Source organism: Bacillus sp. sid0103, from assembly GCF_019219025.1.
Map to the genome: position 1 here is coordinate 87,579 of NZ_JAHUWN010000016.1, position 26,393 is coordinate 113,971.

Annotated in this window: 32 protein-coding genes and 1 pseudogene; 10 read left to right on the forward strand and 23 right to left on the reverse strand. The window is 40.3% G+C overall.

Annotation, left to right across the window (positions count from 1 at the left end; genetic code table 11):
- Window positions 1-7: 7 nt before the first annotated feature.
- From spoIIAB to KW850_RS18260, 12 genes are all read right to left on the reverse strand, one after another.
- The gene (gene spoIIAB, locus KW850_RS18205; RefSeq protein WP_218349170.1) at window positions 8-448 is read right to left on the reverse strand and encodes an anti-sigma F factor; all 441 of its coding nucleotides are present in this window, start codon (window positions 446-448) and stop codon (window positions 8-10) included.
- Window positions 449-799, reverse strand: a complete 351-nt coding sequence (spoIIAA, locus tag KW850_RS18210; RefSeq protein ID WP_218349171.1) for an anti-sigma F factor antagonist — start codon at window positions 797-799, stop codon at window positions 449-451.
- A gap of 193 nt (window positions 800-992) precedes the next feature.
- Window positions 993-2,165 (reverse strand): D-alanyl-D-alanine carboxypeptidase family protein, encoded by a 1,173-nt coding sequence (locus tag KW850_RS18215; protein WP_218349173.1) that lies wholly within the window; start codon window positions 2,163-2,165, stop codon window positions 993-995.
- A 145-nt stretch (window positions 2,166-2,310) separates the two neighbouring features.
- The gene (locus tag KW850_RS18220) at window positions 2,311-3,615 is read right to left on the reverse strand and encodes a pyrimidine-nucleoside phosphorylase (protein ID WP_218349174.1); all 1,305 of its coding nucleotides are present in this window, start codon (window positions 3,613-3,615) and stop codon (window positions 2,311-2,313) included.
- Window positions 3,616-3,653: 38 nt separating this feature from the next.
- A complete protein-coding gene (locus tag KW850_RS18225; protein WP_218349175.1) occupies window positions 3,654-4,475 on the reverse strand; it encodes a purine-nucleoside phosphorylase in 822 nt (273 codons plus the stop codon).
- 13 nt (window positions 4,476-4,488) lie between these two features.
- Complete coding sequence (deoB, locus tag KW850_RS18230; protein WP_218349177.1) at window positions 4,489-5,673, reverse strand: phosphopentomutase; 1,185 nt, start codon at window positions 5,671-5,673, stop codon at window positions 4,489-4,491.
- A 221-nt stretch (window positions 5,674-5,894) separates the two neighbouring features.
- Window positions 5,895-6,782 (reverse strand): site-specific tyrosine recombinase XerD, encoded by an 888-nt coding sequence (gene xerD, locus KW850_RS18235; protein WP_218349178.1) that lies wholly within the window; start codon window positions 6,780-6,782, stop codon window positions 5,895-5,897.
- A 5-nt stretch (window positions 6,783-6,787) separates the two neighbouring features.
- The gene (locus tag KW850_RS18240; RefSeq protein WP_218349180.1) at window positions 6,788-7,015 is read right to left on the reverse strand and encodes a YqzK family protein; all 228 of its coding nucleotides are present in this window, start codon (window positions 7,013-7,015) and stop codon (window positions 6,788-6,790) included.
- A 148-nt stretch (window positions 7,016-7,163) separates the two neighbouring features.
- The gene (gene fur, locus KW850_RS18245; RefSeq protein ID WP_218349182.1) at window positions 7,164-7,628 is read right to left on the reverse strand and encodes a ferric iron uptake transcriptional regulator; all 465 of its coding nucleotides are present in this window, start codon (window positions 7,626-7,628) and stop codon (window positions 7,164-7,166) included.
- A 118-nt stretch (window positions 7,629-7,746) separates the two neighbouring features.
- On the reverse strand, window positions 7,747-8,394 hold the full coding sequence (gene spoIIM / locus KW850_RS18250; RefSeq protein WP_218349183.1) for a stage II sporulation protein M: 648 nt from the start codon (window positions 8,392-8,394) through the stop codon (window positions 7,747-7,749).
- A 128-nt stretch (window positions 8,395-8,522) separates the two neighbouring features.
- Complete coding sequence (locus KW850_RS18255) at window positions 8,523-9,686, reverse strand: endonuclease Q family protein (protein ID WP_218349184.1); 1,164 nt, start codon at window positions 9,684-9,686, stop codon at window positions 8,523-8,525.
- Complete coding sequence (locus tag KW850_RS18260) at window positions 9,683-10,237, reverse strand: NUDIX hydrolase (protein WP_218349186.1); 555 nt, start codon at window positions 10,235-10,237, stop codon at window positions 9,683-9,685. The genes KW850_RS18255 and KW850_RS18260 overlap by 4 nt, the downstream gene beginning before the upstream one ends.
- A 71-nt stretch (window positions 10,238-10,308) precedes the next feature.
- On the opposite strand from KW850_RS18260, the gene mciZ reads away from it, so the two are divergent.
- Window positions 10,309-10,440: a Z-ring formation inhibitor MciZ gene (mciZ, locus tag KW850_RS18265; RefSeq protein ID WP_218349187.1), complete on the forward strand. Its 132-nt coding sequence runs from the start codon at window positions 10,309-10,311 to the stop codon at window positions 10,438-10,440.
- A 148-nt stretch (window positions 10,441-10,588) separates the two neighbouring features.
- Window positions 10,589-11,500: an aldo/keto reductase gene (locus tag KW850_RS18270; RefSeq protein ID WP_218349191.1), complete on the forward strand. Its 912-nt coding sequence runs from the start codon at window positions 10,589-10,591 to the stop codon at window positions 11,498-11,500.
- A gap of 38 nt (window positions 11,501-11,538) precedes the next feature.
- Here the strand turns inward: KW850_RS18270 and KW850_RS18275 are convergent, their stop codons facing one another.
- From KW850_RS18275 to KW850_RS18295, 5 genes are all read right to left on the reverse strand, one after another.
- Window positions 11,539-11,793 (reverse strand): YqkE family protein, encoded by a 255-nt coding sequence (locus KW850_RS18275; protein WP_218349192.1) that lies wholly within the window; start codon window positions 11,791-11,793, stop codon window positions 11,539-11,541.
- Between the two features lie 98 nt (window positions 11,794-11,891).
- Complete coding sequence (locus KW850_RS18280; protein ID WP_218349277.1) at window positions 11,892-12,116, reverse strand: hypothetical protein; 225 nt, start codon at window positions 12,114-12,116, stop codon at window positions 11,892-11,894.
- The gene (locus KW850_RS18285; RefSeq protein WP_218349194.1) at window positions 12,088-12,756 is read right to left on the reverse strand and encodes a 3-oxoacid CoA-transferase subunit B; all 669 of its coding nucleotides are present in this window, start codon (window positions 12,754-12,756) and stop codon (window positions 12,088-12,090) included. The genes KW850_RS18280 and KW850_RS18285 overlap by 29 nt, the downstream gene beginning before the upstream one ends.
- Before the next feature lie 23 nt (window positions 12,757-12,779).
- On the reverse strand, window positions 12,780-13,469 hold the full coding sequence (locus KW850_RS18290; protein ID WP_218349195.1) for a CoA transferase subunit A: 690 nt from the start codon (window positions 13,467-13,469) through the stop codon (window positions 12,780-12,782).
- Window positions 13,470-13,498: 29 nt separating this feature from the next.
- Window positions 13,499-14,686, reverse strand: a complete 1,188-nt coding sequence (locus tag KW850_RS18295; RefSeq protein WP_218349197.1) for an acetyl-CoA C-acetyltransferase — start codon at window positions 14,684-14,686, stop codon at window positions 13,499-13,501.
- 146 nt (window positions 14,687-14,832) lie between these two features.
- On the opposite strand from KW850_RS18295, the gene KW850_RS18300 reads away from it, so the two are divergent.
- The 3 genes from KW850_RS18300 to KW850_RS18310 all read left to right on the forward strand — a co-directional run bounded on the left by KW850_RS18300 (window position 14,833) and on the right by KW850_RS18310 (window position 17,194).
- Entirely contained in the window at window positions 14,833-15,735 is a 903-nt protein-coding gene (locus KW850_RS18300) for a hydroxymethylglutaryl-CoA lyase (RefSeq protein WP_218349198.1), read from the forward strand.
- Between the two features lie 78 nt (window positions 15,736-15,813).
- The gene (locus KW850_RS18305) at window positions 15,814-15,957 is read left to right on the forward strand and encodes a hypothetical protein (RefSeq protein WP_218349199.1); all 144 of its coding nucleotides are present in this window, start codon (window positions 15,814-15,816) and stop codon (window positions 15,955-15,957) included.
- 316 nt (window positions 15,958-16,273) lie between these two features.
- Entirely contained in the window at window positions 16,274-17,194 is a 921-nt protein-coding gene (locus KW850_RS18310; RefSeq protein ID WP_026564006.1) for an alpha/beta hydrolase, read from the forward strand.
- A 21-nt stretch (window positions 17,195-17,215) separates the two neighbouring features.
- On the opposite strand, the gene KW850_RS18315 is transcribed toward KW850_RS18310, so the two are convergent.
- Window positions 17,216-17,653 (reverse strand): iron-sulfur cluster biosynthesis family protein, encoded by a 438-nt coding sequence (locus KW850_RS18315; RefSeq protein WP_308128824.1) that lies wholly within the window; start codon window positions 17,651-17,653, stop codon window positions 17,216-17,218.
- A 45-nt stretch (window positions 17,654-17,698) separates the two neighbouring features.
- On the opposite strand from KW850_RS18315, the pseudogene KW850_RS18320 reads away from it, so the two are divergent.
- Window positions 17,699-17,904 (forward strand): annotated as a pseudogene (locus tag KW850_RS18320) (CDGSH iron-sulfur domain-containing protein).
- Between the two features lie 39 nt (window positions 17,905-17,943).
- On the opposite strand, the gene KW850_RS18325 reads toward KW850_RS18320, so the two are convergent.
- The gene (locus KW850_RS18325) at window positions 17,944-18,279 is read right to left on the reverse strand and encodes a YolD-like family protein (protein ID WP_218349201.1); all 336 of its coding nucleotides are present in this window, start codon (window positions 18,277-18,279) and stop codon (window positions 17,944-17,946) included.
- Window positions 18,280-18,314: 35 nt separating this feature from the next.
- Entirely contained in the window at window positions 18,315-19,574 is a 1,260-nt protein-coding gene (locus tag KW850_RS18330; protein WP_218349203.1) for a Y-family DNA polymerase, read from the reverse strand.
- Window positions 19,575-19,735: 161 nt separating this feature from the next.
- On the opposite strand from KW850_RS18330, the gene KW850_RS18335 reads away from it, so the two are divergent.
- Window positions 19,736-19,927, forward strand: coding sequence for a YqzH family protein (locus tag KW850_RS18335; RefSeq protein WP_218349204.1), 192 nt, complete (start codon window positions 19,736-19,738; stop codon window positions 19,925-19,927).
- Between the two features lie 53 nt (window positions 19,928-19,980).
- On the opposite strand, the gene KW850_RS18340 is transcribed toward KW850_RS18335, so the two are convergent.
- Together KW850_RS18340 and KW850_RS18345 are read right to left on the reverse strand one after the other, a co-directional pair.
- On the reverse strand, window positions 19,981-20,778 hold the full coding sequence (locus KW850_RS18340; protein WP_218349206.1) for an SDR family NAD(P)-dependent oxidoreductase: 798 nt from the start codon (window positions 20,776-20,778) through the stop codon (window positions 19,981-19,983).
- A 30-nt stretch (window positions 20,779-20,808) separates the two neighbouring features.
- Window positions 20,809-21,771, reverse strand: a complete 963-nt coding sequence (locus KW850_RS18345) for an MBL fold metallo-hydrolase (protein ID WP_218349207.1) — start codon at window positions 21,769-21,771, stop codon at window positions 20,809-20,811.
- Between the two features lie 482 nt (window positions 21,772-22,253).
- On the opposite strand from KW850_RS18345, the gene proC reads away from it, so the two are divergent.
- From proC to namA, 3 genes are all read left to right on the forward strand, one after another.
- Window positions 22,254-23,099, forward strand: coding sequence for a pyrroline-5-carboxylate reductase (gene proC / locus KW850_RS18350; RefSeq protein ID WP_218349209.1), 846 nt, complete (start codon window positions 22,254-22,256; stop codon window positions 23,097-23,099).
- Window positions 23,100-23,157: 58 nt separating this feature from the next.
- Window positions 23,158-24,297, forward strand: coding sequence for a glycosyltransferase family 2 protein (locus KW850_RS18355; RefSeq protein ID WP_218349211.1), 1,140 nt, complete (start codon window positions 23,158-23,160; stop codon window positions 24,295-24,297).
- An 82-nt stretch (window positions 24,298-24,379) separates the two neighbouring features.
- Window positions 24,380-25,399 carry an NADPH dehydrogenase NamA gene (gene namA / locus KW850_RS18360; protein ID WP_218349212.1) on the forward strand — a complete coding sequence of 340 codons (1,020 nt, stop codon included), beginning with the start codon at window positions 24,380-24,382 and terminating at the stop codon, window positions 25,397-25,399.
- Window positions 25,400-25,448: 49 nt separating this feature from the next.
- On the opposite strand, the gene rnz is transcribed toward namA, so the two are convergent.
- Entirely contained in the window at window positions 25,449-26,375 is a 927-nt protein-coding gene (rnz, locus tag KW850_RS18365) for a ribonuclease Z (protein WP_218349214.1), read from the reverse strand.
- Between the last annotated feature and the right edge of the window lie 18 nt (window positions 26,376-26,393).

The following is a 26,393-nucleotide window of genomic DNA, read 5'->3' on the forward strand; positions in this document are numbered from 1 at the left end:
AGTCTCCTTAATTGCAAAGCATTTTGCGGTTTTGTAAATGCTTTCGTAATCTAACTTCGGTTCCTCGACCTGGCTGTGAATGAACCTCTACCTCATCCATGAAATTCTCCATGATAGTAAAACCCATACCGGAACGCTCTAAGTCCGGCTTTGTTGTAAATAATGGCTGACGAGCTTCTTCCACATCGACAATTCCCAATCCAACATCTTTAATGGTTAGATCAATTAAACTATCTTCGATGATTACTTGAATATAAACAAGTCCATTCGGATCATTCTCATAACCATGAATAATCGCATTGGTCACTGCTTCTGAAACAACCGTTTTAATTTCTGTCAACTCATCCATATTAGGGTCTAACTGTGCGATAAATGCTGCCACGGTTACTCGGGCAAATGATTCATTTTGACTTAGTGCACTGAATTGAAGATTCATTTCATTCTTCACTCAGGCCACCCCCAATCGTTGCAATGCAAATTCTTCTGTCGGTTCCATTTTTATGATCTTAAATAAACCTGACATATCGAATAATCTTTGTATCGCAGGGGAAATTGCACAAACCACCATTTCACCGTGTACCTGTTTAATTTGTTTGTATCTGCCTAATATCACGCCTAAGCCAGAACTGTCCATAAAGGCTAGTTGTTCCAGATTTAAGACAATATGACGAATTTCATTTTTCTCAATGACGGATACCGCTTTTTCACGAAGTTCATCCGCGGTATGATGGTCTAATTCACCGCTTAAACGTATACATAGAACGTCATGTTTTGTTTCCATATCAATTTTAAGACTCACTATCCCGTCCTCCTTAATCTGGTATAGTGAGACAATTCTCTTTCGGATTGGTAATTTCCTTCTACAAATACAAAACTAGTCGTATTTCGCTAAAAGAAGTGACATATCCGGAAGATTCGACAGATTCAATAGCGGAAGCGCCCGTTTAGTGAAAACCCTAGTTGCTTGGCGCCCAAGCTAGATGATTAGTGAATTATTTTCCAGCCTTTGTGAACATTCCAAAGGAACGTTTATAAAGGGTCCACCATCCCGCTTCTTTTACATCTTCACTTGCTAATAAAGGACTTTCTACAAAGACTTTGCCATCCTTGATTAATTTTAACGACCCTATCTTATCGCCTTTATTAATGGGTGCTTTCAGATTTTTTTTAATTGTTATCTTTTGTTTAACATCCTCAGTTTTTTCACCTTTTTTTGTAAGCAAAGAAATTGGCTCGCTTGTAACAGCTTCGATAGACTTTACTTGTCCTTTACTAACTCTTGCTTTCGCTATTGTTTGTTCGCGTTTATACATCGGATGTGTTTGATATTGGTTAAACGCAAAGTTTAGCATTTTTGTTACTTGGGCATTTCTTTCCTTTGAAGTAGGGGCTCCAAACACAACAGCAATTACACGCATACCATTTTTTTGTGCTGTTGCGGTTAAGCAGTACTTTGCTTCGGCCGTAAAACCAGTTTTAAGTCCATCTACACCAGGGTAGAAACGCACTAATTTATTGGTATTAACAAGCCAGAATTTTTTGTCAGTATTTTCACGAAGATAGGCTTCATACAAACCAGTAAATTTGGTAATGTCTTCATATTTTAATAGTTCTTTTGCCATTATGGCCATATCATTTGCAGTGCTGAAATGACCACTGACTGGAAGTCCAGTTGTATTTTTAAAGAATGTATGTTTTAAGCCAAGTTCTTTAACCTTAGTATTCATCATGTCAACAAAGGCTTCTTCTGAGCCAGCAATTCTTTCAGCCATAGCAACAGAAGCGTCATTCCCAGAGCCAATCGCAATACCTCTCAGCATTTCCTTCGTTGTCATTTCTTCGCCCGGTTCAAGAAAAATTTGGGAACCACCCATCGAAGCTGCATATTCACTTGCACGGATTTTTTCATTCCATTTAAGTTTTCCTTGATCAATTGCTTCCATAATTAAAAGCATGGTCATAATTTTGGTCATACTTGCCGGTGGCAATTCTTCATTACTGTTTTTCTCATAAAGCACTTTACCTGTATCACGTTCAATTAAAATAGCGGATTTTACATTGTTGACAATATCAGCATTCTTCTTTTCCTCAGCAGCAAAAGCAGATGTACCCAATAAACTAGTAAGTAAAAAAATTGTCACTATCAAAGAGACAAATCGTTTCATTCGCATAACCCTCCATTCTTTATAGCATCCATTTTTTCCAAAATTAATAACTTTATACAGATATTCCCTCCCGAACAAAATAAAAATAGGGTGTCAGGCACCATGTGAATTTTTCACATGGTGCCTGACACCCTTTAGATTCTTTTTATTCGGTTATTTCCTCATGAATCAGGATTGGTGCGTCTATTTTTGTTGCTGAAATTTTGATGTTGTTGTAAAGTTTTGTTTTTACTTCTTCTACATTTTCAAAATTGCTGTAAATAGTTACTAAGGATTGACCTTTGTTGACTTGGTCACCGATTTTCTTTCTTAAGACAAGTCCTACGGCTAAGTCAATAACAGATTCCTTTGTTGCCCTTCCTGCTCCAAGGATCATCGCGGCTGTTCCGACTTCATCTGCTACGATTTCAGATACATAGCCATCCTCTTTGGCTTCAAGTTCAATGATATATTTTGCTTGCGGCATTTTCGAAGGATCATCAACAATGGACGCATCTCCACCTTGTGAACTTAAAAATACCTTTAATTTTTCAAGCGCTGAACCGTCTTTAATTACACCTTCAAGCTTGGTCCGTGCATCTGCTAATGAGTCTGCTTTTTCAGCTAAATAAACCATATGGCTACCAAGAGTTAAACAAAGTTCCGTTAAATCTTCAGGACCTTCACCCTTTAATGTATCAATCGCTTCTTTTACTTCTAGGGCGTTCCCAATTGCAAATCCAAGCGGTTGACTCATGTCAGAAATGACAGCCATTGTTCTTCTGCCGACATTATTTCCGATCCGTACCATTGCTTTTGCAAGTTCGCGAGAATCATCAAGCGTCTTCATAAATGCACCTGCACCGGTTTTTACATCAAGAACAATTGCATCGGCACCCGCTGCAATCTTTTTACTCATAATTGAACTTGCGATAAGTGGAATACTATCGACCGTTGCTGTCACATCTCTCAACGCATAAAGCTTTTTATCTGCAGGAGTTAGATTTCCACTTTGCCCAATTACAGCGATCTTGTTTTTATTTACAAGGTCAATAAATTCCTCATTTTCTATCTCTACATGAAAGCCTTTAACTGCTTCTAATTTATCGATTGTTCCGCCTGTATGACCTAAGCCGCGCCCTGACATTTTGGCAACAGGAACATCAAGTGCAGCAACAAGTGGTCCTAGTACTAGAGTTGTTGTGTCACCCACACCGCCAGTTGAATGTTTGTCTACTTTAATTCCTTCTATTTGCGATAAATCAATTTGGTCACCTGATTCAACCATTGCCATAGTCAAATCGGCTCTTTCCTGCTCAGTCATCCCTTTAAAAAAGATAGCCATAGTTAAGGCGCTGACTTGGTAATCTGGAATTGATCCATCGGTATAACCATTGATAATAAATTTAATTTCTTCTTTCGATAATTCTTGTCCATCTCTTTTTTTCTCTATTAAGTCTACCATCCTCATCATAATCACCACTTTACGTAAATTTCCTATATAGAATTTTATTGTGCAATCGTTTTAACGATTTCTTTGATATATTGAAGGAAGTCAGCTTTAACTCTCTCGGTTGTTTCAATAACCTCATCATGGGTTAGCGGTTGGTCAAGAATTCCTGCTGCCATGTTTGAAATACATGAAATACCAAGAACCTTCATACCGCTATGACGGGCCACGATTACTTCCGGTACAGTTGACATTCCGACTGCATCTCCGCCCATTGCTCGAACCATCCGTATTTCAGCTGGTGTTTCATAAACAGGCCCAGGATTTCCGAAATAAACTCCTTCTTTAACATTGATGTTTAGACGGCTGGCAATTTCCCTTGCAGCTGCACGTAATTCTTTCGTATACGCCTCTGACATATCAGGGAAACGGACACCAAGCTTGGAATCATTTGGTCCGATTAACGGATTTGTACCCATATTATTAATATGATCCGAGATAATCATTAAATCACCTGCTGCGAAACTCTCATTAACTCCGCCTGCAGCATTGGTCACGATTAACATGTCAACCCCTAACTCTTTCATAACGCGGACGGGGAAGGTTACTTTATCCATACTATATCCTTCATAGAAATGGAAACGTCCTTGCATGGCCACAACTTCTACATCACTTAATAATCCAAACACCAGTTGACCAGCATGACCTTCAACCGTAGAGATTGGAAAATCTGGAATCTCATTATATGGAATTTTTACTGGGTTCTCAATTTCATCTGCTAATACTCCAAGACCAGAACCTAAAATGAGTCCTATTTTAGGTGTATTTGCATATTTCTGTTTTAAAAAGCTTGAAGCATTTTGAATTTTTTCAGTGTTCATTCTTATACCCCTTTTATTTCAATTCATTTAAAAAGCTTTTTCCGTAGTTAGGTAATTTGACATTAAAGTTTTCAGCAACAGTTGCCCCAAGATCAGCAAAAGTCTCTCGTAGTGGGAGTTCTTTCCCTTCGCTCATGCTCTTTGAATAAACTAATAAAGGTACATATTCACGTGTATGGTCCGTACCTGGTGCCACTGGATCATTACCGTGGTCGGCGGTAATCATTAATAGGTCGTCTGCTTTTAATTTCGCAAATACTTCTGGGAGACGAGCATCATATTCTTCTAATGCTTTTCCATAGCCCTCAGGGTCACGGCGGTGTCCATATAATGCATCAAAATCAACTAGATTTACGAAACTAATTCCGGTAAAATCCATATCCAAGGTTTCCACTAACTTATCCATTCCATCCATGTTAGAAACCGTTCTTAATGACTTTGTTACTCCTTCTCCGTCATAGATATCGGATATTTTCCCAATGGCAATGACATCATAGCCACCATCTTTTAATTCGCTCATAACCGTCCGGTCGAATGGTTTAAGTGCGTAATCATGACGGTTCGAGGTGCGTTTAAAGTTCCCCGGTTCACCTAAGAATGGGCGGGCAATTACACGTCCAACCATATACTTTTCATCCAGCGTTAATTCACGGGCAATTTTACAAATTTCATATAGCTCTTCAAGCGGAATAATTTCTTCATGTGCTGCAATCTGAAGTACGGAATCAGCTGAAGTATAGACAATCAATGCCCCTGTCTTCATATGCTCTTCGCCTAACTCAACGAGGATTTCGGTTCCACTTGCAGGCTTATTGCCAATAATTTTTCGACCTGTACGCTTTTCCAATTCGGAAAGAAGTTCATCAGGAAATCCCTCTGGGAATACCTGAAAAGGAGTTTGGATATTTAAACCCATGATTTCCCAGTGTCCCGTCATGGTATCTTTACCGTTAGATGCTTCCATCATTTTCGTGTAAAATGCTAACGGTTTTTCTGCCTTTTCTATTCCTTGTATTTCACGGATATTACTTAAACCTAACTTGCCCATATGTGGCATGTTTAGACCGTTCATTCTTTCCGCAATATGGCCAAAAGTATCCGCACCTTTGTCACCAAACTTTTCAGCATCAGGCGCTTCTCCAATCCCTACTGAGTCCATAACAATAATAAAAATACGTTTATATTTATTTGCAGCCATTTAATTCTTCCTCCTTCTACAACTAGAAAACGTTTGCAAATATTCAAATCATATAAATATGTTGCCCTCATTATATAGGTTTATGAAAACTAATATAATTCTATTCGTCAGAAGTCTGACATCTCTATTGTACTAAATGTTTCAGAAATTACAAGAAAAAAGCCACCAAAATTGAGGCAGCTTTTTGACAATTATATGTCTTTTTTAATACTTCGATTCTATTAAGCTCGTGGATGGAATTTACTATATACATCTTTTAACTTTGTTTTTGTAACCTGTGTATATATTTGTGTTGTTGAGATATCAGCATGCCCCAACATTTCTTGGACTGCTCGTAAATCGGCACCATTTTCTAACAAATGCGTTGCAAATGAATGTCGAAGGGTATGTGGTGTAAGCTCCTTATTGATCCCGGCTTCTTGCGTAAGCTTTTTCAAAATTTTCCAGAACCCTTGCCGTGTCAACCGTTTCCCTTGATGATTTAAAAACAAAGCCTGATCCATATGTTTCGTGGAAACAAACCGGGGTCTTCCTTCTTCTAAATAATACTTTATTGCCACAGTAGCAGTTCGGCCAATTGGTATGATTCTTTCCTTTTTCCCATTGCAGCGAACAAAACCCATAGATAACTGAACATTATCAATCTCAAGACCTATTAGTTCACTAACACGGATACCTGTCGCATATAGCAGTTCGAGCATTGCCTTATCCCTAATTCCAAAATGATCATTTGGTTTTGGTGTCTCTAACAGGACCTCTACTTCCTTCAAACTTAATACATTGGGAAGTGACCTTTCATGCCTTGGTGTTTCAATTTGAACTGACGGATCTTGATCTGTTTCCTTTGCCCTTAATAAGTATTGATGAAATGCCCGTATGGAAGCAATGTGTCGTGCCAAGGTTTTCTGTGATTTCCCTTGGTCTTTTAAAAATTTTAAAAAATGAACAATATGAACTCTTTGTACATCATTTAAAGAATGGACGGATTCCACATTTACCAAATAATGAAGATAGCTTTTTAAATCTCGCTCATACGCCATAATGGTATTCTTAGATAACCCTTTTTCATTAATTAAGTATTGCATAAAATCCTTTAATTGCTCGTCCATCGCATTTACTCCCCATTTAAATAAAACAACATCAGCCGATCGAACAAGGAAGAATTGTCTTCATTCACTGCGTTCGAAACCTTGAGTGCAGCTCCTTCCGGTTCATCATAGCGATGATAATTTTGATATTCTTCATTTACCAACATGATACCATAATAGAAAAGAATCGTGCATCCTGTGAATATAATAAAAACTTTTAAGGTTTTTAGTGCTGCTTTAATAAATGTGATCATTGTGCTTCCCCCAATTCCAATCGTCTAGTAAAATGTATGCCAAAATGGACAACTTTTATACCTAATCATTGGTAATATAGAGAAGCTTCAATTAAACGAATGTAAATAAACCAAAAGAAAAAAGCCCTTTTCACGGAGCTTTTTTCGGTTAATCTTCTTTTTCTTCGTCTTTTTCTTTGTCCTGGCATCGGTAGCAGATTCCATGAAAAGTAAGGCGATGGTCTTTTATTTTAAAATTCCATTTACGTTCTACAATTGCTTCAACATCTTCAAGTAAATCCTCTTGAATTTCATCGACCGCACCACATTCAATGCAAACAAGATGGTGATGAAAATGTGCTGCGCCTTCCTGCCTGAGGTCATACCGGGAAACCCCATCCCCAAAATTTATTTTATCAACAATTTTTAATTCCGTTAATAATTCCAACGTTCGATAAACAGTTGCTAAACCAATTTCAGGCGATTTTTCTTTTACGAGGAGGTACACATCTTCCGCACTCAAATGATCCTCTTCATTTTCTAATAAAACTCGAACGGTTGCCTCACGCTGAGGTGTTAGTTTATAACTTGCTGAATGCAACTGTTTTTTAATTCTCTCAATTCTAGTTTCCATCCTGAAGTCCCTCCCTCGCCACTGTTAATTCTCATTATAACAGATGGCAATTGAGAATCAAACTAAAATTATTATAAACAAAAACAAAGTATTACTAATAATTAATATTATATGATAATTATTTTAAACTAGTTGAACTTATGATGGTTTTCATTAACCATGGCGAAAGATAGGCCTCGATTCCAGATGCGGCAGATATAAAAACTACCGCTACAATCAAAGCAAAAATGTATCTTTTAAAAAAAGGAAGGATTGGTTGGGCATATTTTTTCATAAACTGCTTTTTGATCATTCTGAGTGAGAAAATTACAGATAATGCTGCCATCATTATGAAGACGGGAATGATAATCAAATTCTGAGGTAATATTGATACAAAGGCAAGCATGAACCCCTGCCAGCCCATTTGGCTGACAAGAAAACCAACGGTGAACCCAACTACCATACCTTTGATAAATAATAGAATCAAAATAACCGGAAGACCAATAATTGAAATACCAAGTATCCACATGAGCCCAATGAATTTACTGTTATGGAATAAGCTTTGTAAGAATAAATCATTGTCTTGGGCATCTTTTCCACTTGAGACTTGTCCAAAAAATTGTGATAAATAATAGAATAAATCTTCCTTCTGGGTAATGCTCATACTGTTTACGACAATTGCCCCAAAGATTACTCCCATTAAAAATAAAACGACAATAAACAAAAAAATTGAGGAATGCTCACGGAAATAACTAGCGGCATCGGACTGGTACAATCGTTTTTTCATTTGCGTTTCCTCCTACTATTCTCAGTTCAGTTAATACAGTGTATGCCAGTCTAGTATTTCTATGCTTAAAATTTAATAGATTACAGAATAAACCCCGATGTCTTTTGGCTACCGGGGTTTACTTTTTATTAATTCGAAATTTTTCCGTATTTTCCACCGCCGCCGGCTGCTAGAGTTACTTTACCTTCTCTAGCTTTCAGAATTAGGACAGCTATTTTTTCGGGGACCACTTCTTTCAAACCATCATATGGAACATCATGTAAAATCGCCATTTCACTGCCAAAGTGATCGACCAGCTTCTCCAGTAGGCGAGGCCCTAAACCAGGAATAAACTCGAGCGGGACTTGATGGATATACGGAGGTCGATCTGCAGGTCCTTGTTCAGCCGTTTTTAATTCGAGGATACGGTCAGCAACACCTTTAATAATCTTTATGGTTCCACATTGGGTGCATAGTTGATCATCGTTTGCTGCTGGATTAAGGCATTCTGCACAAACTGTTTTATGATATTTACCAAGCAAAGGATCAAGACCATAATTCGCGATGATTCTACGTCCATCTTCCTTCTTTAACGCTTTTTGCAACTCTAAAAATGTTGGTTCTTTCATCGCAATGACTTGGTATTCTCGGGCAATTTTTGCAAGGGAATGGGCATCAGAATTTGTAACAAAAGTATAATTATGCAATTCCTTTATTTGATCCGCCATATAGGTATCGGAGCTTAGTCCAAGTTCAATTGCATCAACCAATTCTGGGTCTAATACCTCTGTCAAAGACTGATTGACACCTTTCCCATATAAGCTTTTAAAGGGCGTGAACACATGGGCAGGAATGAAGATTCCTCCTAACTCCTTAACCTTCTTTTGCAAAGTTAGGCCCGAGGCATAGATCCTTTGTGAGCTTAGTTGAATATTTTTTAAGTTGCCAGACAGCCATGATGAAAACTCCCTCATGACGGAAAGATTCGGAAAATACGAGAGCAAATGAATAGGCCCATTGCATTGTTGATCATAAACTTCTAATTCAGAACCAGGAATAACCGTTAAATCACCAAATACCAAGCCCCCATCGGGATGTTCTACTATATCTCCACTTTGAATAAGACTTTCCATTTCGAGGATGACTTCAGGAGAATGACTATCAATGATTCCCACCATATTTAGCCCCTTCTCATGGCGAGCATGTTCAATGATATTCGTAAAGGTTAGTGATTTGGCCCCTGTGATTTTTACTGGCTTGCCTGTCCATGTCCGGCCAATATGAATATGTAAATCTACAAAGTAGCGGTTCATTTATTTTTCAACGCCTCTTGTAACTGTAAATACTGCACAGCGAAAATGGTTTTAGCATCATAGATCTTTTGCTCTTTTATATATTGGATAGCTTCTTCAAGGGTTAATTCCTCGAGATTTACAAATTCGTCTTCGTCGAGTGCTGCTGCATTTTCTTTTTTCGATAACCCTGTTGCAACATAGACATGGACGATTTCATCGGCAAATCCTGGCGAGGTATAAAAAGAGGTGAGCCAATCTAGGCTCTTACATTCATAGCCAGTCTCTTCTTCAAGTTCTCGGCGAGCACAAAGCGCTGGTTCTTCCCCTTTTTCCAATTTTCCAGCGGGGATTTCAACAATGGTCCGTTCTAGTGCTTTCCTGTATTGCTCGACCATAACGACTTTCTTATCATCCGTAATGGCTAAAATAGCTACAGCTCCGGGATGTTTGACGATCTCCCGTTTGGATTGTTTCCCGTTCGGAAGTTCAACATCCTGGAGATGAAGACTGATAACTTTTCCAGAGAAAATTTCTTCGCTCTGGAGCGTTTTTTCTTCGAGATTGCTCATTAGGGTCACTCCTGTTCTATTCCTATAATCTGCTCATACATTTTACCATACTTTATTTGGAGGGGTATGGGATGAAGGTGTATGTTCACGAAAAGGGAATCATTCTGGTTGGAAAAGGATGGGAAGTGCTGCAAAAACTAAAAGAATACAATAAAGATTCTCTCACCGTTTCCGAATGGGTTGAAAAGGTTTATAAAAAATAATGTCTTTCAATTGTAGTCTGTCCTTTTCTTTATTAAAATTGCTGTGTTACAGGTTACTGTTTTATTTTATAGCCAAGCTGATTGGAGTGGAAATCAACAGCCAAGTTAAACAGAACCATTAACATTGTAGAAAAGGACGGGTGATATTTTGAAAAAGAGAAGACTTGGAAATTCAGATTTGTATGTAACGGAATTAGGTCTAGGTTGTATGTCAATTGGAACGGAAGAGAAAACAGCTAGGAAAATTATTGAAGCCTCCCTTGAGGAGGGGATCAATTATTTTGATACAGCTGATTTATATGATTTTGGTGAAAATGAAAAAATTGTCGGGGCAGCATTAAAGGAAATCCGTGAACATGTGATTATTGCAACTAAAGTCGGGAACCGCTGGAATCAAGATAAGAAAGGATGGTCATGGGACCCATCAAAGTCATATATAAAGGAAGAAGTCAAACAAAGTCTTAAACGACTGGGGACGGACTATATCGATCTTTATCAGTTGCATGGCGGGACAATCGATGATCCAATTGAGGAAACCATTGAAGCGTTTGAGGAGTTAAAAGAAGAAGGCTTTATCCGCTATTATGGCATTTCATCAATTCGCCCGAATGTAATTAGGGAATATGTTAAAAAGTCTAGTATCGTTTCAGTAATGATGCAATATAGTCTCTTAGACCGTCGCCCCGAAGAAGAAGCACTGCCACTTTTACAGGAACATGGCGTTAGCGTCGTCACGCGCGGACCACTTGCAAAAGGACTTTTAAGCGACAAAATGCTCGAGAAGGTAACCGAGAAGGGTTATCAAGACTACAGCTTAAACGAGTTGAATAATATCTTGCCATTGCTAAAGGAAAAGGTAGCAGCCTCACGCACATTTACAGAGATCGCTCTTCAGTATAATCTCGCAAATCCCGCTGTTGCCTCTGTTGTAGCCGGTGCAAGCAGTCCTGAGCAAATTAGAAGTAATGCGAAAGCCATCAGAAGCCAGCCCCTGTCTGAGGAAGAAGTTTCAATCATGAAAGAATTAACGAAAGCAAGTATTTATAACGATCACCGATAAAAAGGAGAGCGCTCGTTTGCTCTCCTTTTTATTACTATTTACTTAAACTCCTTCCAGTTAATGCTGCTCTCATTTAATAGTTCTTCAAAAGATTTGTTTTTTTCTTTTAATCTTCTTTCTTTCCGCTTTCTTTGCTCTTCTTCTTCTTTTCTTTTTTCTTCTGCTGCTTTTAGCTGCTCCTGTTGTTCTTTTAATTGTTTGAATAGATCTGGATTAATCATATCGCCAAGCGTAACCGCTGCATCATCTTTTTTGGGTTTCGATTGATTTTTTTGTCTGTTTTGCTTTTTCATTCAAAACGCCTCCGTAATCAAAATTTCATTTATATTATACCATGTAATCAAAGATGCCCACAGAAAAAAGCAGGCTAGTCCTAGTGAGCCTGCTCTTCCTAATATTTTGGTTCTGTTGCCACTTGGCTGTTGATTTCCGCTCCAGGCGCGTGCGGTTCGCGGGTACTAACCGCCTCCTCGGCGCTTAGCGCCTGCGGGGTCTCCCCTGCCCCGTCCTCAGCAGGAGTCTTCGCTGTATCCGTTCCAATCAACTTGGTTACAAAATCAACAGTGACCTTTAACACAGCCAATATTTTAATAAGCTTCAAGTACCACGTTTTCATCCACAGATAATGTGGCTTCCGTATTATCGACAACCTCCTCGATTGTAAATCCTTTTGCTACTTCCACAAGCCTAAGACCAGTATCCGTCACATCCATGACAGCGCGCTCGGTGATAATCCGATTGACTACTCCTTTACCTGTCAAAGGCAGCGTACATCGTTTCAATATTTTTGATTCACCCTTTTTATTCACATGCTCCATGATTACAATTATTTTTTGTGCACCATGAACAAGATCCATCGCGCCACCCATGCCTTTAATCATCTTTCCTGGGATCATCCAATTCGCTAAATCGCCGCTTTCAGATACTTCCATTCCACCAAGGATCGCCAAATTGACATGCCCCCCGCGAATCATTGCAAACGATTCGGCGCTATCGAAATAGGCTGCACCACTAATCGCCGTAACGGTCTCTTTACCGGCATTGATTAAATCAGGATCCACCTCATCCGCACTTGGATAGGGCCCGATGCCAAGAAGACCATTTTCAGATTGCAAGACAACTTGTTTATTAGCTGACATATAGTTAGCAACAAGGGTTGGCATACCGATGCCTAGGTTTACATAAAAGCCATTTTCTATTTCCTTCTCTGCCCTGATTGCAATTCTCTCTCTGACAGAGACTTTTTCATTCGCCATTCTGCTCTCTCCCTTCCCCAAAACTATTTTCTAACAGTCAATCTCTCAATTCGTTTTTCCTGCGTTCCTTCGATAATTGTTTGCACATAGATACTTGGGGTATGAATAAAATTAGCATCCAATTCGCCTATATCATAAAGTGTTTCCACTTCAGCAATCGTCACCTTCCCAGCCGCCGCGATCATAGGATTAAAGTTTCGTGCCGTTTTGTGGTAAACAAGATTTCCCATTTTGTCACCCTTCCACGCCCTTACAAGACTAAAATCGGCCGTTAGTGCCTCTTCTAATAGGAATTCTCTCCCATTAAAAATCTTCGTTTCTTTCCCCTCCGCAATCGGAGTTCCTACTCCAGCAGGTGTATAAAATGCAGGAATCCCAGCTCCGCCTGCCCTGATTTTTTCAGCAAGTGTGCCTTGAGGCGTCAATTCTACTTCAAGTTCACCAGTTAAAACCTGTCTCTCAAACTCTTTATTTTCACCGACATAGGAACCAATCATCTTTTTGATTTGTTTATTATTTAATAGAAGTCCTAAACCCCACTCATCAATCCCGCAGTTATTTGAAATAACCGTTAAATCCTTCACGCCTTTTTCGGCTAAGGCCAGAATCAGATTTTCCGGTATCCCGCACAACCCAAATCCACCAACCATTAAGGTAGCCCCATCATGAATATCGGCAACTGCTTCCTGGAAGGATGTACAAATTTTCTTCATTTCAATATCCCCCCTTAAATAAAAGATACTTATGCAAGTTCAACTATTGTAGCGACCCCTTGACCCCCGCCAATACAAAGAGTAGCCAAACCAGTTTTCGCATTTCTTCGTTTCATTTCATGAATTAACGTAACCAGGATTCTCGCTCCACTTGCGCCGATTGGATGGCCAAGAGCAATTGCCCCTCCATTTACGTTTAAAATCTCTTTGTTAAACTGAAGTTCTCGGCCTACTGCGAGTGATTGTACTGCAAAAGCCTCATTAGCTTCGATTAAGTTAACGTCTTCCATAGAAACAGATGCCTTTTCTAATGCTTTTCTCACGGCTGGGACTGGTCCGATCCCCATAATACTAGGATCTACACCTGCATTAGCATTCGCTTTTATCGTCACTAAAGGTTTAAGTCCTAGTTCCTCTGCTTTTTTCTTACTCATCACGACAACTGCAGCTGCGCCATCATTAATTCCGGAAGCATTTCCTGCCGTCACACTGCCATCCTTTTTAAAGGCAGGACGCAATCCGGACAATTTCTCCACCGTAGTTCCTTTTTTCGGATATTCATCTGTAGCAAAAATAAGCGGGTCACCTTTACGTTGCGGAATTACGACCGGGACAATTTCATCTTTAAATCTTCCTGCTTCAATGGCATTGACTGCCTTTTCCTGACTCCAAGCTGAAAATTCATCCTGCTCTTCTCTTGTAATTGAGTATTTGCTTGCCAAGTTTTCTGCCGTCATCCCCATATGGTAGTCGTTAAACACACAAGTGAGTCCATCAGATGTTAACGTATCAACTAATTTCTGGTCCCCCATTTTAAAGCCATCACGGGCATTATTTAACAAGAAAGGTGCTTGGCTCATATTTTCCATTCCCCCGGCGACAACTATCTCTGCATCTCCAGCTAATATAGCCTGGGTCGCTAGGTGGACTGCCTTTAAACCGGAACCGCAAACTTTATTAATCGTCATCGCGGAAACGCTTTCAGGAATTCCCGCTTTAATGGCAGCCTGTCTTGCCGGGTTTTGACCCAGTCCTGCTTGGAGGACATTCCCCATAATAACCTCATCGACCTGATCTGGATTTACCCCTGCTCCTTGTAGCGCCCCTTTGATTACCGTCGCTCCTAATTCAGGTGCAGATACATTTTTTAAGGTCCCATTAAAATTTCCAAGTGCCGTACGAACTGCACTGACTATGACTACTTCTGTTTGACTCATTTTTATTTCTCCTCTCACCTTTTTTCCTTTACTATTTCTATTAAAACGCTGAAATTCCTCTTATTTTGTCAAAATTTCTATTATTCTTGCATCTTTGAAATTAACACTACTACAATGAAAGTATGATTATTGGAGGTGGAAAATGAATGCTAAATTTACCTAAAAAGGTCACAATTATCGAAGTCGGCCCTCGTGATGGGCTTCAAAATGAAAAGTTATTTGTACCAACTGATATTAAAAAACAATTTATTGGAGGATTAAGGAAGGCTGGTCTTCAGGAAATGGAGCTCACGTCGTTTGTGTCACCGAAATGGGTGCCTCAAATGAGTGATGCTGCTGAAATTGTAGCTGACTGCCTTGATGCTGATGGTAGAAATATTGTTCTAGCTCCGAACCGTAAAGGGATCGACAGGGTATACTCTACCGATTGCCAAGCTGTTGCTGTGTTTGTTGGCGTCAGCAATAGCTTTAATCTTAAAAATATTAATAAATCAACAAAGGATAGTATGGCGGAATTGAAACCGATCATCATTGAATTAAAAAATAAGAATTATTTTGTCCGAGCCTGCATATCTACAGCTTTTTATTGTCCATATGAGGGGAAAATCGATGAGAGTGATACGATAAAGCTTTGCCAGGAATTTGTTGACGCCGGTGTCGATGAATTAAGTGTTGCCGATACCATCGGGATGGCAACCCCCGACGAAAGCTTTGCTTTATTTTCTCAATTAATAAATCTTTTTCCTCATACACTCTTAACCGCACATTTTCATGACACAAGAAAGCTCGCCCTTGCGAACATTTTAGCATCTCTCCAGGCAGGAATCGATCGGTTTGATACGTCTGCCGGCGGCTTGGGCGGTTGTCCATTTGCACCTGGTGCTTCTGGAAATGTAGCAACGGAGGATGTGGTTTATATGCTTGAACGAATGGGGATTGATACTGGGGTTGATTTGAATCAACTGATCGATGCGATTGAGGTCGTACGTCCTCATCTTTCCAGGCAAATTGAAAGTGGATACTATCGCCTTCATGCGCAAACTGTCTAAATTTACTTTCTGTGAATAATCAGTCTTCTACTAATGCATCTTATTAATTGAGACTAGCTTGAAGGGAGACTGATTATTTTGAGCCAAAAACGTGATAAAGGTTCCAGTCAAAAAGGAAAAAACTATGCTGACACAGCAGGTGGAGGGCAGCGGGTAATGGCCGCTGAAGAAGTCGAAAAAGCCATCCACCCTACCAAAAGACAAAACTCAGAGCAATCATAACTTTTAAACTCAAGGCTGTGTCAATGGTTATTGCTGATATTTTAGCCATGTTGATTGGAACGGATACAGCGAGACTCCTGCGGGAGTACGGGGCTGGTGAGAACCCACAGGTGCTATGCGCCGAGGAGGCGGTTAGTACCCGCGAACCGCACGCGCCTGGAGAGCAAATCAACATCCGAGAAGAGCACAGCCAAACTCAAAAAGCCGCTCGTTGGTGTCAGCGGCTTTTTCTATGCTAAAATAAAAACTGTTAATTTATGGGCGCTGGGTGCTTATTTTACATATGTTAATATAAATACTACGGGAGGTGCCATTAATGAAGAAGGCATTCCGAACCTTGTTCGTCTTGTTGTTTTTCTGGTTATCTCTTGGTTTGTATTTTACAAACCGTCTCATGTATATGAAAAAGAAGGATGAGGATTTAATTTTAAGACGGGAGAAAGAGGCAGGCAGGTATAATCCCGAGGAATTTGAGTCCCTGCCGAAGCGGGAGATTGATATTCCTTCCCCTTTTGGTTATATGATTAAAGCTCTTCTTGTTGAACCGCACCAGACCAATCGTTATATTATTATTTCACATGGTGTGACCGAAACGAAAATTAATTCGATTAAATACGCGAATCTGTTTTTAGCGCGGGGGTTTAATACGTTAATTTATGACCATCGCCGCCACGGGGAATCCGGCGGCAAAACCACAAGCTTTGGTCATTATGAAAAATTTGATTTAAAAACTGTCGTCGATTGGCTCAAAAAAGAAAAAGGACCTCAGCTTGAACTCGGAATTCACGGCGAATCGATGGGGGCCGCTACCATGCTTCTATATGCTGGGCTTCTTGAGGACGGGGCTGATTTTTATATTGCTGATTGTCCATTTTCGGATTTTAAGGAGCAGCTTGCCTATTTAATTAAAAAGGATTTTAAGCTCGTCCCTAGTCTTTTATTGCCGATCGGTGATGCACTTTTACGACTCCGAGACAAATATTCGATTCGAAATGTATCGCCGATTTCGGTTATTGAAAATATCAAACATCCGATTTTGTTTATACACAGCCAAAAGGATGATTTTATTCTCCCGACAATGACAAAGGATTTATTTGAGCAAAAAAAGGGACCTAAAATGCTTTATTTAGCGGCTAACGGCCGCCATGCCCAGTCATTTAACGAAAACCGGGCTGATTATGAACGAGTGATTGATGAATTTTTACAAAAGTATGTTGACCATGCGTTGCCAAACTAAAAACAGACTGTCCAAAATGGATCAGTCTGTTTTTTCTTTGATTATTAAACTCATATGGCCATTTAGGATTTGCTGCGGGCTTTTTAGTTGAAAGCAATTAGCCGTAGGGGAAAAATCAATTTTCATTTGCTCATCAAAAAAAACAGTTTTTGATTTTTCTACATAAATCGCTCGCTCATTTGTCTCAATCGCGATATCTGTAGTTTCTAATTCTGGGATAAACCACAAAGCCACTACTCCATTTACGGCACAACCACAACCGTCGGTATCGTATTTTAGTTTTAAGTACCCTTCTCGACCATTGATTCTCTCATTTATTTTTTCAGCTGCCGCTGTAGTTATCGTTATCTCCAAGTTTATTGCTCCCCTCTTTTTTAGCATATGGTGATTGTACCACAGGTTTGGTAAAGTTGTTTCTTCTTTGCTTATGGATTTAGTTGCTTTTTCCTTCTCTTCCATTTAATCTCATAATTATTAGGAATTTAAAATAAAGGGGTGCTTTTCATGTCAAGAACACAAATCAAAGTAAACGATAACGGGTCACTGAGAATTACAGGTGATGTAGAATTATTAGATGGCGAAGGCAACGTCTATACAACAAAGCATCCTTTTCCCTCTGCCGCTGTGGTTTATCCAATAATAAACCATTTTGCGACGGCTCGCATAAAGGAAAATTTCAATCCCAGGTGCGGGTGCCTAAAGAAGAATAAGCAACAACAGAGCGGCTTCATAATACGAAGCCGCTCTTTCTATACTTCTGTCAGCCGGATATCAGCAATGGCATCCATCGGAATCCGGTGCACTTCTTCAAAGCGGTCTATCACATGAAGCCTCTGTGCCAGTTCGTCCCAGTAATGGATTTTGCCAATCACGATTTCGTAGTTCCGATTCCGGTAATGGGTGATTGTCACGTACTGATCATATTCAATCGCTTCGGACAAGATCTCGTTCATCAGTTCCAGCTGCTGTTCATCCATCTCTCGTTTCTGCTCGTACAGATCCTCTTTCACCCAATCCCTGAGCAATTTCACGTGCTCAGGAAGCATCATCGACGTCCATTTTATCCTTCCGCGGTCACGAATCATACGCCTTTCCTTCTTTCCATACTAACAAAATTCAACTATCTTTTATGTCCTCCAACTAACGTCGCTCGATGCCTTGCCGTTCCAGCAGCTGTATAAGAAACAGCACGCAACAAGGACCCTGAGCCAAAACGTCTGCGAACCGTATCTACCACATAGCCAAGTTCTCGCCTCTTATAGGCACCCATGTCGAAAAGATCAAGCTGCAGTTCACGGTCATCAACAATATTACTGATGGCAATCGAGATTTGCCGCACCGTCTTTCCGGAGTAATGCTCATGAAATAATTCAAGACAGACACGATAAAGCTCCATCGTCACATTCGTTGGCTGACCGATTGTTCTAGAGCGATGAAAACCGCCGCCAAACTCGTCTTGGCTGTAGCCAACTCCGAGGCTAATCGTTCGCCCTGCCTTTCGATGCGTCCGTGCCCGCCTTGCGACTTCCTCACACATTTCTAAAATGACCGTCTTAATTTCCGCTTCTTCCTTATAGTCCCTTAACAGAATTTGACTTTTTCCGAAGCTAATCTGTCCCTGGATAAGCGGTGCCCCCAAATCAGAAAGGTCGACACCCCAAGCATGATAATAAAGCTGATTCCCCATGATGCCGAATTTCTTTTCTAACTTTTCTAAATCATAGCGGGCCAGTTGACCGACAGTAAAAATGCCCATTCCATTTAATGTTTTTTCAACGCGTCTGCCAATCCCCCACATTTCCCTGAGCGGCGACACATTCCAAAGCTTTGTTTGAACATCTTCATATGTCCATTCCACCACTCCTTTTTTCTTAGCATCAAGGTCAAGACAAAGTTTCGACAGTAACATGTTAGGACCTATTCCAACAGCACATGGCAGTTGAAACTCCCGCTCAATATCATCCTTTATTTTTTGGGCAATCGTTTGGGCATCCCCCCATAAATGAATAGCACCATCGACTTTAATAAAGCTTTCATCCACGCTATAGACATGGATGGCTTCTTTTGGAACATAGCGGTTAAATACACGGGAAATTTCTGTGGCAATGCGCAAATACGTTGCCATTTTGGGCTCAACAATTTGAATCCTAGGGTCTTTGGGAATCTCGAACATCCGGGAACCCGTTTTGATGCCAAATTCTTTTTTCATCCGCGGCGAAGCAGCAAGGACAATACTTCCCTGCCGCTCTTTTTGACCGACCACAGCTAGATAACACTCCATAGGATCAAGCCCCTGCATGACAGCCGAACAACTGGCATAGAAGCTCTTCATGTCCACACATAAAATTTTATTTTGCGGCAGTGCGCTGTAATCCACCATGACTTATCCCCCACAACTCAAATATCGAACATTCGTTCCTTTTTATTATATTCATTATCATAAGCGAATATGCGTTCGTATTCAATGGAAATTTTTTTTACACTTTTCTCGTTTATGGAAGTTGAAGAAAAAATAGTATAATGTTTGTGAGGTGCATGTTTATGGATAAAAAACTAGTAGTTAAGATGATCAAAAATTGTTTTAAACAATATTATGAAGCGGACTCTATGCCGATTGGCGAAAAGGATTTGGAAGAGATTACCAAACGAATTTTCCAATTAAAAGAGGAGGAACCGACTGCAGACTTATATGAAGTCATAAATGATACAGTGTATGAATTTTTAACAGGCTGACTGTACCGCAAAAAACAAAAAAAGCCCCAGATAGAGAGGCTTCCACGTAATGTCTATTTCTGATTAAAAGCACGTCTGCCAAGCCGCTCAAATAGCCTAGGGAAGAGTACGTACACAACGCTTCCCATATTCATCCAACGCGGCAAATTGATCTCCCTTGTTTTCGTCAGCATGCTGTCGACGACCTTCTGGGCGACATACTCGGGCTTGAGCATAATTCTCTGTACATTTTTAACATAGGTGCCTTTTTCGTCGGCAATATTAAAAAAGTTAGTGGCAATTGGCCCAGGATTCACTGAGGTCACTTGTACATTATAATCAGCAAGCTCCATTCGCAGTGAGTTTGTGTAACCAAGCACGGCATGCTTCGAGGCTGAATAAACACTTGATTTGGGAGTGGCAATCTTCCCCGCCTGTGAGGCAATATTAATAATATGGCCAAAACGCCTTTCACGCATTTTCGGCAGCACCATGCTTGTGCAAGCCATAAGCCCAACCACATTGACATCAAACATGCCTTTAATTTCATCCAATGTCGCCAAGTGAGCTTCACGGAAAATTCCAAAGCCGGCATTATTGACAAGGATATCAATATCACCAATTGTATCGAAAATCAGTTGGAAAACCGTCTGCACCTGAGCTGTGTCCGACACATCCAGCTGAAAAAAATCCACTTTAACCTGATGCTTTTGCTGTAATTCAGTTTGCAACTGCTCGAGCTTACCGATACTCCGGGCTAATAGCACCAGATTGGCCCCGCTTGATGCACAAAGCTTGGCGATTTCCGCACCGATTCCTCCCGATGCACCAGTGATCACGATCGTTTTACCCTTTAATTGTTCCCTAACCATTTTTTACACCTCATCTGAGTTGATCCACTGTTAAAGCTTTGCTTGATAAAGAACGGGATTTGTACCCTTACTAATAATCTCCCCGATTGATGATAGATAGTCAAGTTGTGCGACAGTTTCTGAAATTGTCAACATCAGTTCGCGCTGATAAACAGATGGAAACAGGCGTTTACAAATTTCAAAGACGGTAAGTTCTTCTTCTTTTAACCAGCAGTGGACCGTCATTGCCCGTTCATGTTGGCGAATCAATCGTTTATCAACCAACTCTGCTAACTTGTAAACTTCTTCACCATGACCTGTGTAGACACATTGAATGGGATACGCAAGCAATTTTTTCATCGAGTCATTATGCTGCAGTTGTGGTTTTGGCCTTTCAGTTTCACCTGGGGCTGGCGGTTCGAGCAATGGATTCGGAGAAATATGAGCTAAGATTAAATCTCCGCCAATTAAAATTCCATCCTTTTCCCGGTAGAGTGCAATGTGACCTTGAGCGTGACCCGGCGTTTCTATTACTTTCCACTCATTTAATCCAGGAGGTATCATCCCCTCAACTAGATGTCCCGTCAACGAGCGGTTACAAGAATACTTCATTGATTTCCTTAATTTAGCCAACAACGAAAAATACTCCTCAGGGAGACCGAACTTAAAAAAATGTTTACGGAAGAATTCTTCTTGTTCTTGAAAAAAAGCTTCGGTTGGATGAATCCATCGTTCATTCAGATAATGGCCATATATTTCTAAGGAATCTGGAAAAAAGTCAAGCATCCCAACATGGTCAGGGTGATGATGAGTTAGAATGACCTGCTCGATATCATCCGGACTTAAGCCTAGCTCCCCCAATTGCTCCTTAAATGACATCCAGGACTGTTCCGTTTTTACGCCCGCATCCACAAGTGTTAGTCGTTCGCCTTTAATCAAATAGACGTTGACATCCCCGACCGCAAAAGGAGTCGGCACCGTAATTTTTGCAATTCCGTCTTTCCATTTTGTCATTACATTATCCCCTTAACATTATTGTCAAATAAAGAATCCATTGATATAGATATGAGCATTATGTGACATTTATTATATATACTAAAGTGTAGCGACTTTTTGACCAATTGTCATTATTTTCCCATAATTTTTTAGAAAAAATAAAAAATTCAATAAATTAACTATTGACAGATAGGTTGTTTATCTAGCATAATCTAATAAAATTTGATTCGTTAAAGCGATGAATAAGGCCAGTAAATGAGAAATGGCGCAAGAGAGTGAAGTTCGACGGCTGAAAGACTTCACCGCCCTCTTAATCATTGAACCTACCTTAGGAGCACTTAGGAAAACCTAACGCATCTCCGGCGTTATCGGAGTCGAGTGAACCCTTCTTGAAATGTAAGCGAGGGTAAATGAAGGTGGTACCACGGAAGCTAAACCTTTCGTCCTTTATGGATGAAGGGTTTTTTTGTTTTTATCGACAAAATAAAGGAGGAACAATCATGAAAAAAATAGCAATTGTTGGTGCAGGATCAATGGCTGAAGCATTCATTTCAGGAATTCTTGAAAATGGTTTTATTGATAAAAAAAATATTTGGATTACAAACAATTCAAATCAAGAAAGATTATCTAATTTAGAAACTCGTTATGGAATTCGAACGACCTATAATTTGAATGAACTGTTTGATCAAGCTGACATTGTAATGTTAGCAATGAAACCAAAGGACGTCGCGTCTGCGATTCAATCGATTCGTGAACACTTAACTGAGCAAATGCTTGTCGTCTCTGTCTTAGCAGGTGTATCGATGGATACGATTGAAACGTTGGCAAGAATACCACTTGCAATTGTAAGGTCAATGCCAAATACCTCGGCTGCTGTTGGAAAGTCGGCCACCGCTGTAGCCGTAAATCATCGTGTGACACAGCAGCAGTTAGAAACAACCAAGAACCTATTTGGAACCGTTGGCTTGGCATCTTTTGTAGCAGAAGAGCAGTTAGATGCTGTTACTGGACTTTCCGGAAGCGGGCCTGCCTACATTTATTATCTAATTGAAGCAATGGAAAAAAGTGCGGTGGAAGTAGGTCTTGAAAAAGAAATGGCTAGTGAACTAATCGTCCAAACACTCCTTGGTGCAGCAGAAATGGTGAAAAACTCAAGTAAGTCCTCTACCCAGCTTCGTAAAGAAGTAACAAGCCCTGGCGGAACAACAGAGGCTGGTATTAGAGTCCTTGAAGAACATGGGGTCCATGAAGCATTCATTTCATGTATCAAAGCAGCAACGGCCCAATCAAAAAAGATGGGCGCCGAATTAAGTTCTAAGCTTCAGACTGCCGACCAGCCTTCCTAAATTTGATTTTTCCCTTTATTGGATTAAACTAGTTAAAAAAGCTAGGGAAGTGTCGGGCATGCTAACCATCTTATTTTCCTTAGGTATTCTAGTCTGGATTATTTTTCTTCTAGACGGACTGATTGGTTTACGAAAAATAGATCAATTAGAAAATGAAGAAGACTTAGAGCTTGGACCGCTGTTGTCTGTCGTGGTTGCTGCACGTAACGAGGAAAAGCAAATAGCTGCAAGTATTCTCAGTCAGTTAGAGCAAACCTACAAACATGTAGAATGGATTCTTGTCAATGATCGCTCAACTGACACAACTGGAACCATCATGGAAAAATTAACAAAAAAAGACCCGCGGATAAGGGTCATCCATATTGATAAATTGCCTGAGGGCTGGCTTGGGAAGAATAACGCATTATACACAGGTGCAAATCTGGCTTCGGGTAAATGGCTGTTGTTTACCGATGCTGACGTGAAATTTGAAAAACATGCCTTTGCAAAAGCGCTCCATTATTTTGAAAGGAACGGCTTGGATCACCTTACTGCTGCGCCAAACTTAAGTGCTAACCGGTTTTGGCTAAAAACATTTGTCGCTTTTTTCCTGTTTGGTTTTTCTTATTTTAAACGACCGTGGTTAGCCAACAACCCAAAATCAATGATTGGAACAGGGATAGGCGCATTTAATCTTGTGTTAAAAGAGGCATATGAAGCTTTTGGTACACATGAGAAGATAAAAATGCGACCAGATGATGATTTGCAGCTCGGGATGAAAATGAAAAAAGCCGGTTACCGCCAAAGAATTGTGACTGCATTACATCTAATTGAAGTGGAATGGTATGGAAGTTTAAAAGAAGCTTTCGTCGGCCTAGAGAAAAATACATTTGCCGGATTACACTACCGAATCAGCATGGTCATTTTTGCGATCCTTGGGGTTTTTATCACAAACGTTCTCCCCTTTTTGATGATTTTTTCCGGTAATAAGACTGTCGCCCTGTTATCGGTCGGTAATATTGTACTGAGTGGAATTCTTTATATTGTGGTCATTAAAAAATTAACGTTATTCTCCCCTCTCATGTTTTTTGTTTTTCCCATTACAGCCTTGCTCTTTATTTATTCGATTATTCGGGCGAGCCTTCTAACCTTTAAGCGCGGCGGTATTGTTTGGAGGGGAACAACTTATCGGTTAAGCGAACTCCGAGAAAAAGAATAAAAGCTTGATTTTTTTCATTAAACAATCCTTTTGCTATACTAAAAAAGGATTGTTTACTATTGAATTTCGGGAGGCTTATATAATGGCAGTAAAACTATTTTCCCCCTATACCATCAAGGGGGTCACACTTAAAAATCGGATCGTGATGTCGCCAATGTGTATGTATTCGAGCCACAACGAAGATGGCCATTTACAAAACTGGCATCGTACTCACTATACAAGCAGAGCCGTCGGTCAGGTCGGTCTGATCATTGTTGAAGCAACATCAGTAACACCTCAAGGCAGGATTTCACCTAGAGATTTAGGTATCTGGAGCGATGAGCATGTTGAAGGCTTTTCTGAGCTTGTTGGCCTAATGAAAGAGCATGGTGCCAAGACTGGGATTCAACTCGCCCATGCCGGCAGGAAAGCCGTATTAGAAGGTGAAATTCTTGCCCCTTCTGCACTAGCTTTTAATGAAAAAATGAAAACACCAAAGGAAATGTCCAAAACAGATATTGAAGAAACAGTCGAAGCATTTAAAAAAGGTGCGGAGCGTGCAGGAAAAGCCGGTTTCGATGTGATTGAAATCCATGGCGCTCATGGGTATCTTATCAATGAATTCCTTTCGCCGCTATCCAATAAAAGAGCAGACGAATACGGTGGTTCAGCTGAAAACCGCTACAGATTCCTCCGTGAAGTCATTGATGCAGTGAAAACTGTTTGGGACGGTCCATTATTTGTGAGAGTATCTGCTCATGATTATCACGAACAAGGATTAACTTCAGAAGATTACATAGCTTTTAGTCAATGGATGAAAGAACAGGACGTGGATTTAATTGATGTAAGTTCTGGTGCTGTTGTCCCTGCCCATATTCACGTCTATCCTGGATACCAAGTAAAGTACTCCGAAACCATTAAAAATGGTGCTGACATATCAACTGGTGCAGTAGGATTAATCACTTCAGGGATTCAAGCTGAGGAAATATTACAAAATGACCGAGCCGATTTAGTCTTCGTAGCACGTGAATTACTTCGCGATCCGTATTGGCCGCGGACTGCAGCAAAGGAACTTGGCGTTACGATTGAGGGACCAAAACAATACGAGCGCGGTTGGTTATAGATCAAAAAGAGGGTGTCAACATGACATCCTCTTTTTATTTGCAACCTAGTTAATTATGAAGCGGAATAGTTATTTCTTTAAAATCCTCGGCAATATCGGTATTCGGAAATACTTCCTTCGCTTCATCTACTAATTCCAGCCAATTATTTCGATCATAACGAGAGCTTATATGGGTAAGATACAATAGTTTACTGCCAGCCTTCCGTGCAACTTCTGCGGCTTGATGGGTGGTTGAATGAAAATAGTCGTGGGCAAGTCTTTCTTCATTTGAAGAAAAAGTTGCTTCATGTACTAAAAGATCTGCATTTTCAGCCAATAAAATCGCATTTTCGCAGTACCGTGTATCACCCAAAATCGTGACAATTCTCCCCTTCTGTTCCGGACCAAGAAACTCATTTGGATCAATGGTCCTGCCGTCCTCAAGGGTTACTGCTTCACCATTTTTAATTTTTCTAAAAATCGGTCCCGGCTGTACTCCCGCTTCCTTCAGCTTATCTGCAAGCAATGTTCCAGGTCTATCCTTTTCAACGATTCGATATCCATAGGAAGGGATACCGTGGTCAAGTCGCCGAGCTTCCACCATAAACTGTTGATCTTCAAAAATAATCCCCTCTTCAATCTCGGTAACAACCAAAGGGTATTTCAAATAGGTCTGGCTTAACGATAGGCTGGTATGAATATAGTCTTTTATTCCTTTAGGCCCATACACCGTTACCTCTGATTCCCCGCCTTGAAAAGAGCGGCTTGATAATAATCCAGGCAACCCGTAGATATGATCGCCATGAAGGTGGGTAATAAATATTTTTTCAATTCGTCGTGGTTTTATCGAAGTATGTAAAATTTGATGTTGGGTGGCTTCACCGGCATCAAATAACCAAACCGCTCCCCTCTCCTCAAGCAATTTCAGTGCGATAGATGTCACATTACGGAGTTTTGCCGGCATTCCTGCTCCAGTTCCTAAGAAAAATATATCCACAAATAAAAGCTCCTCTCA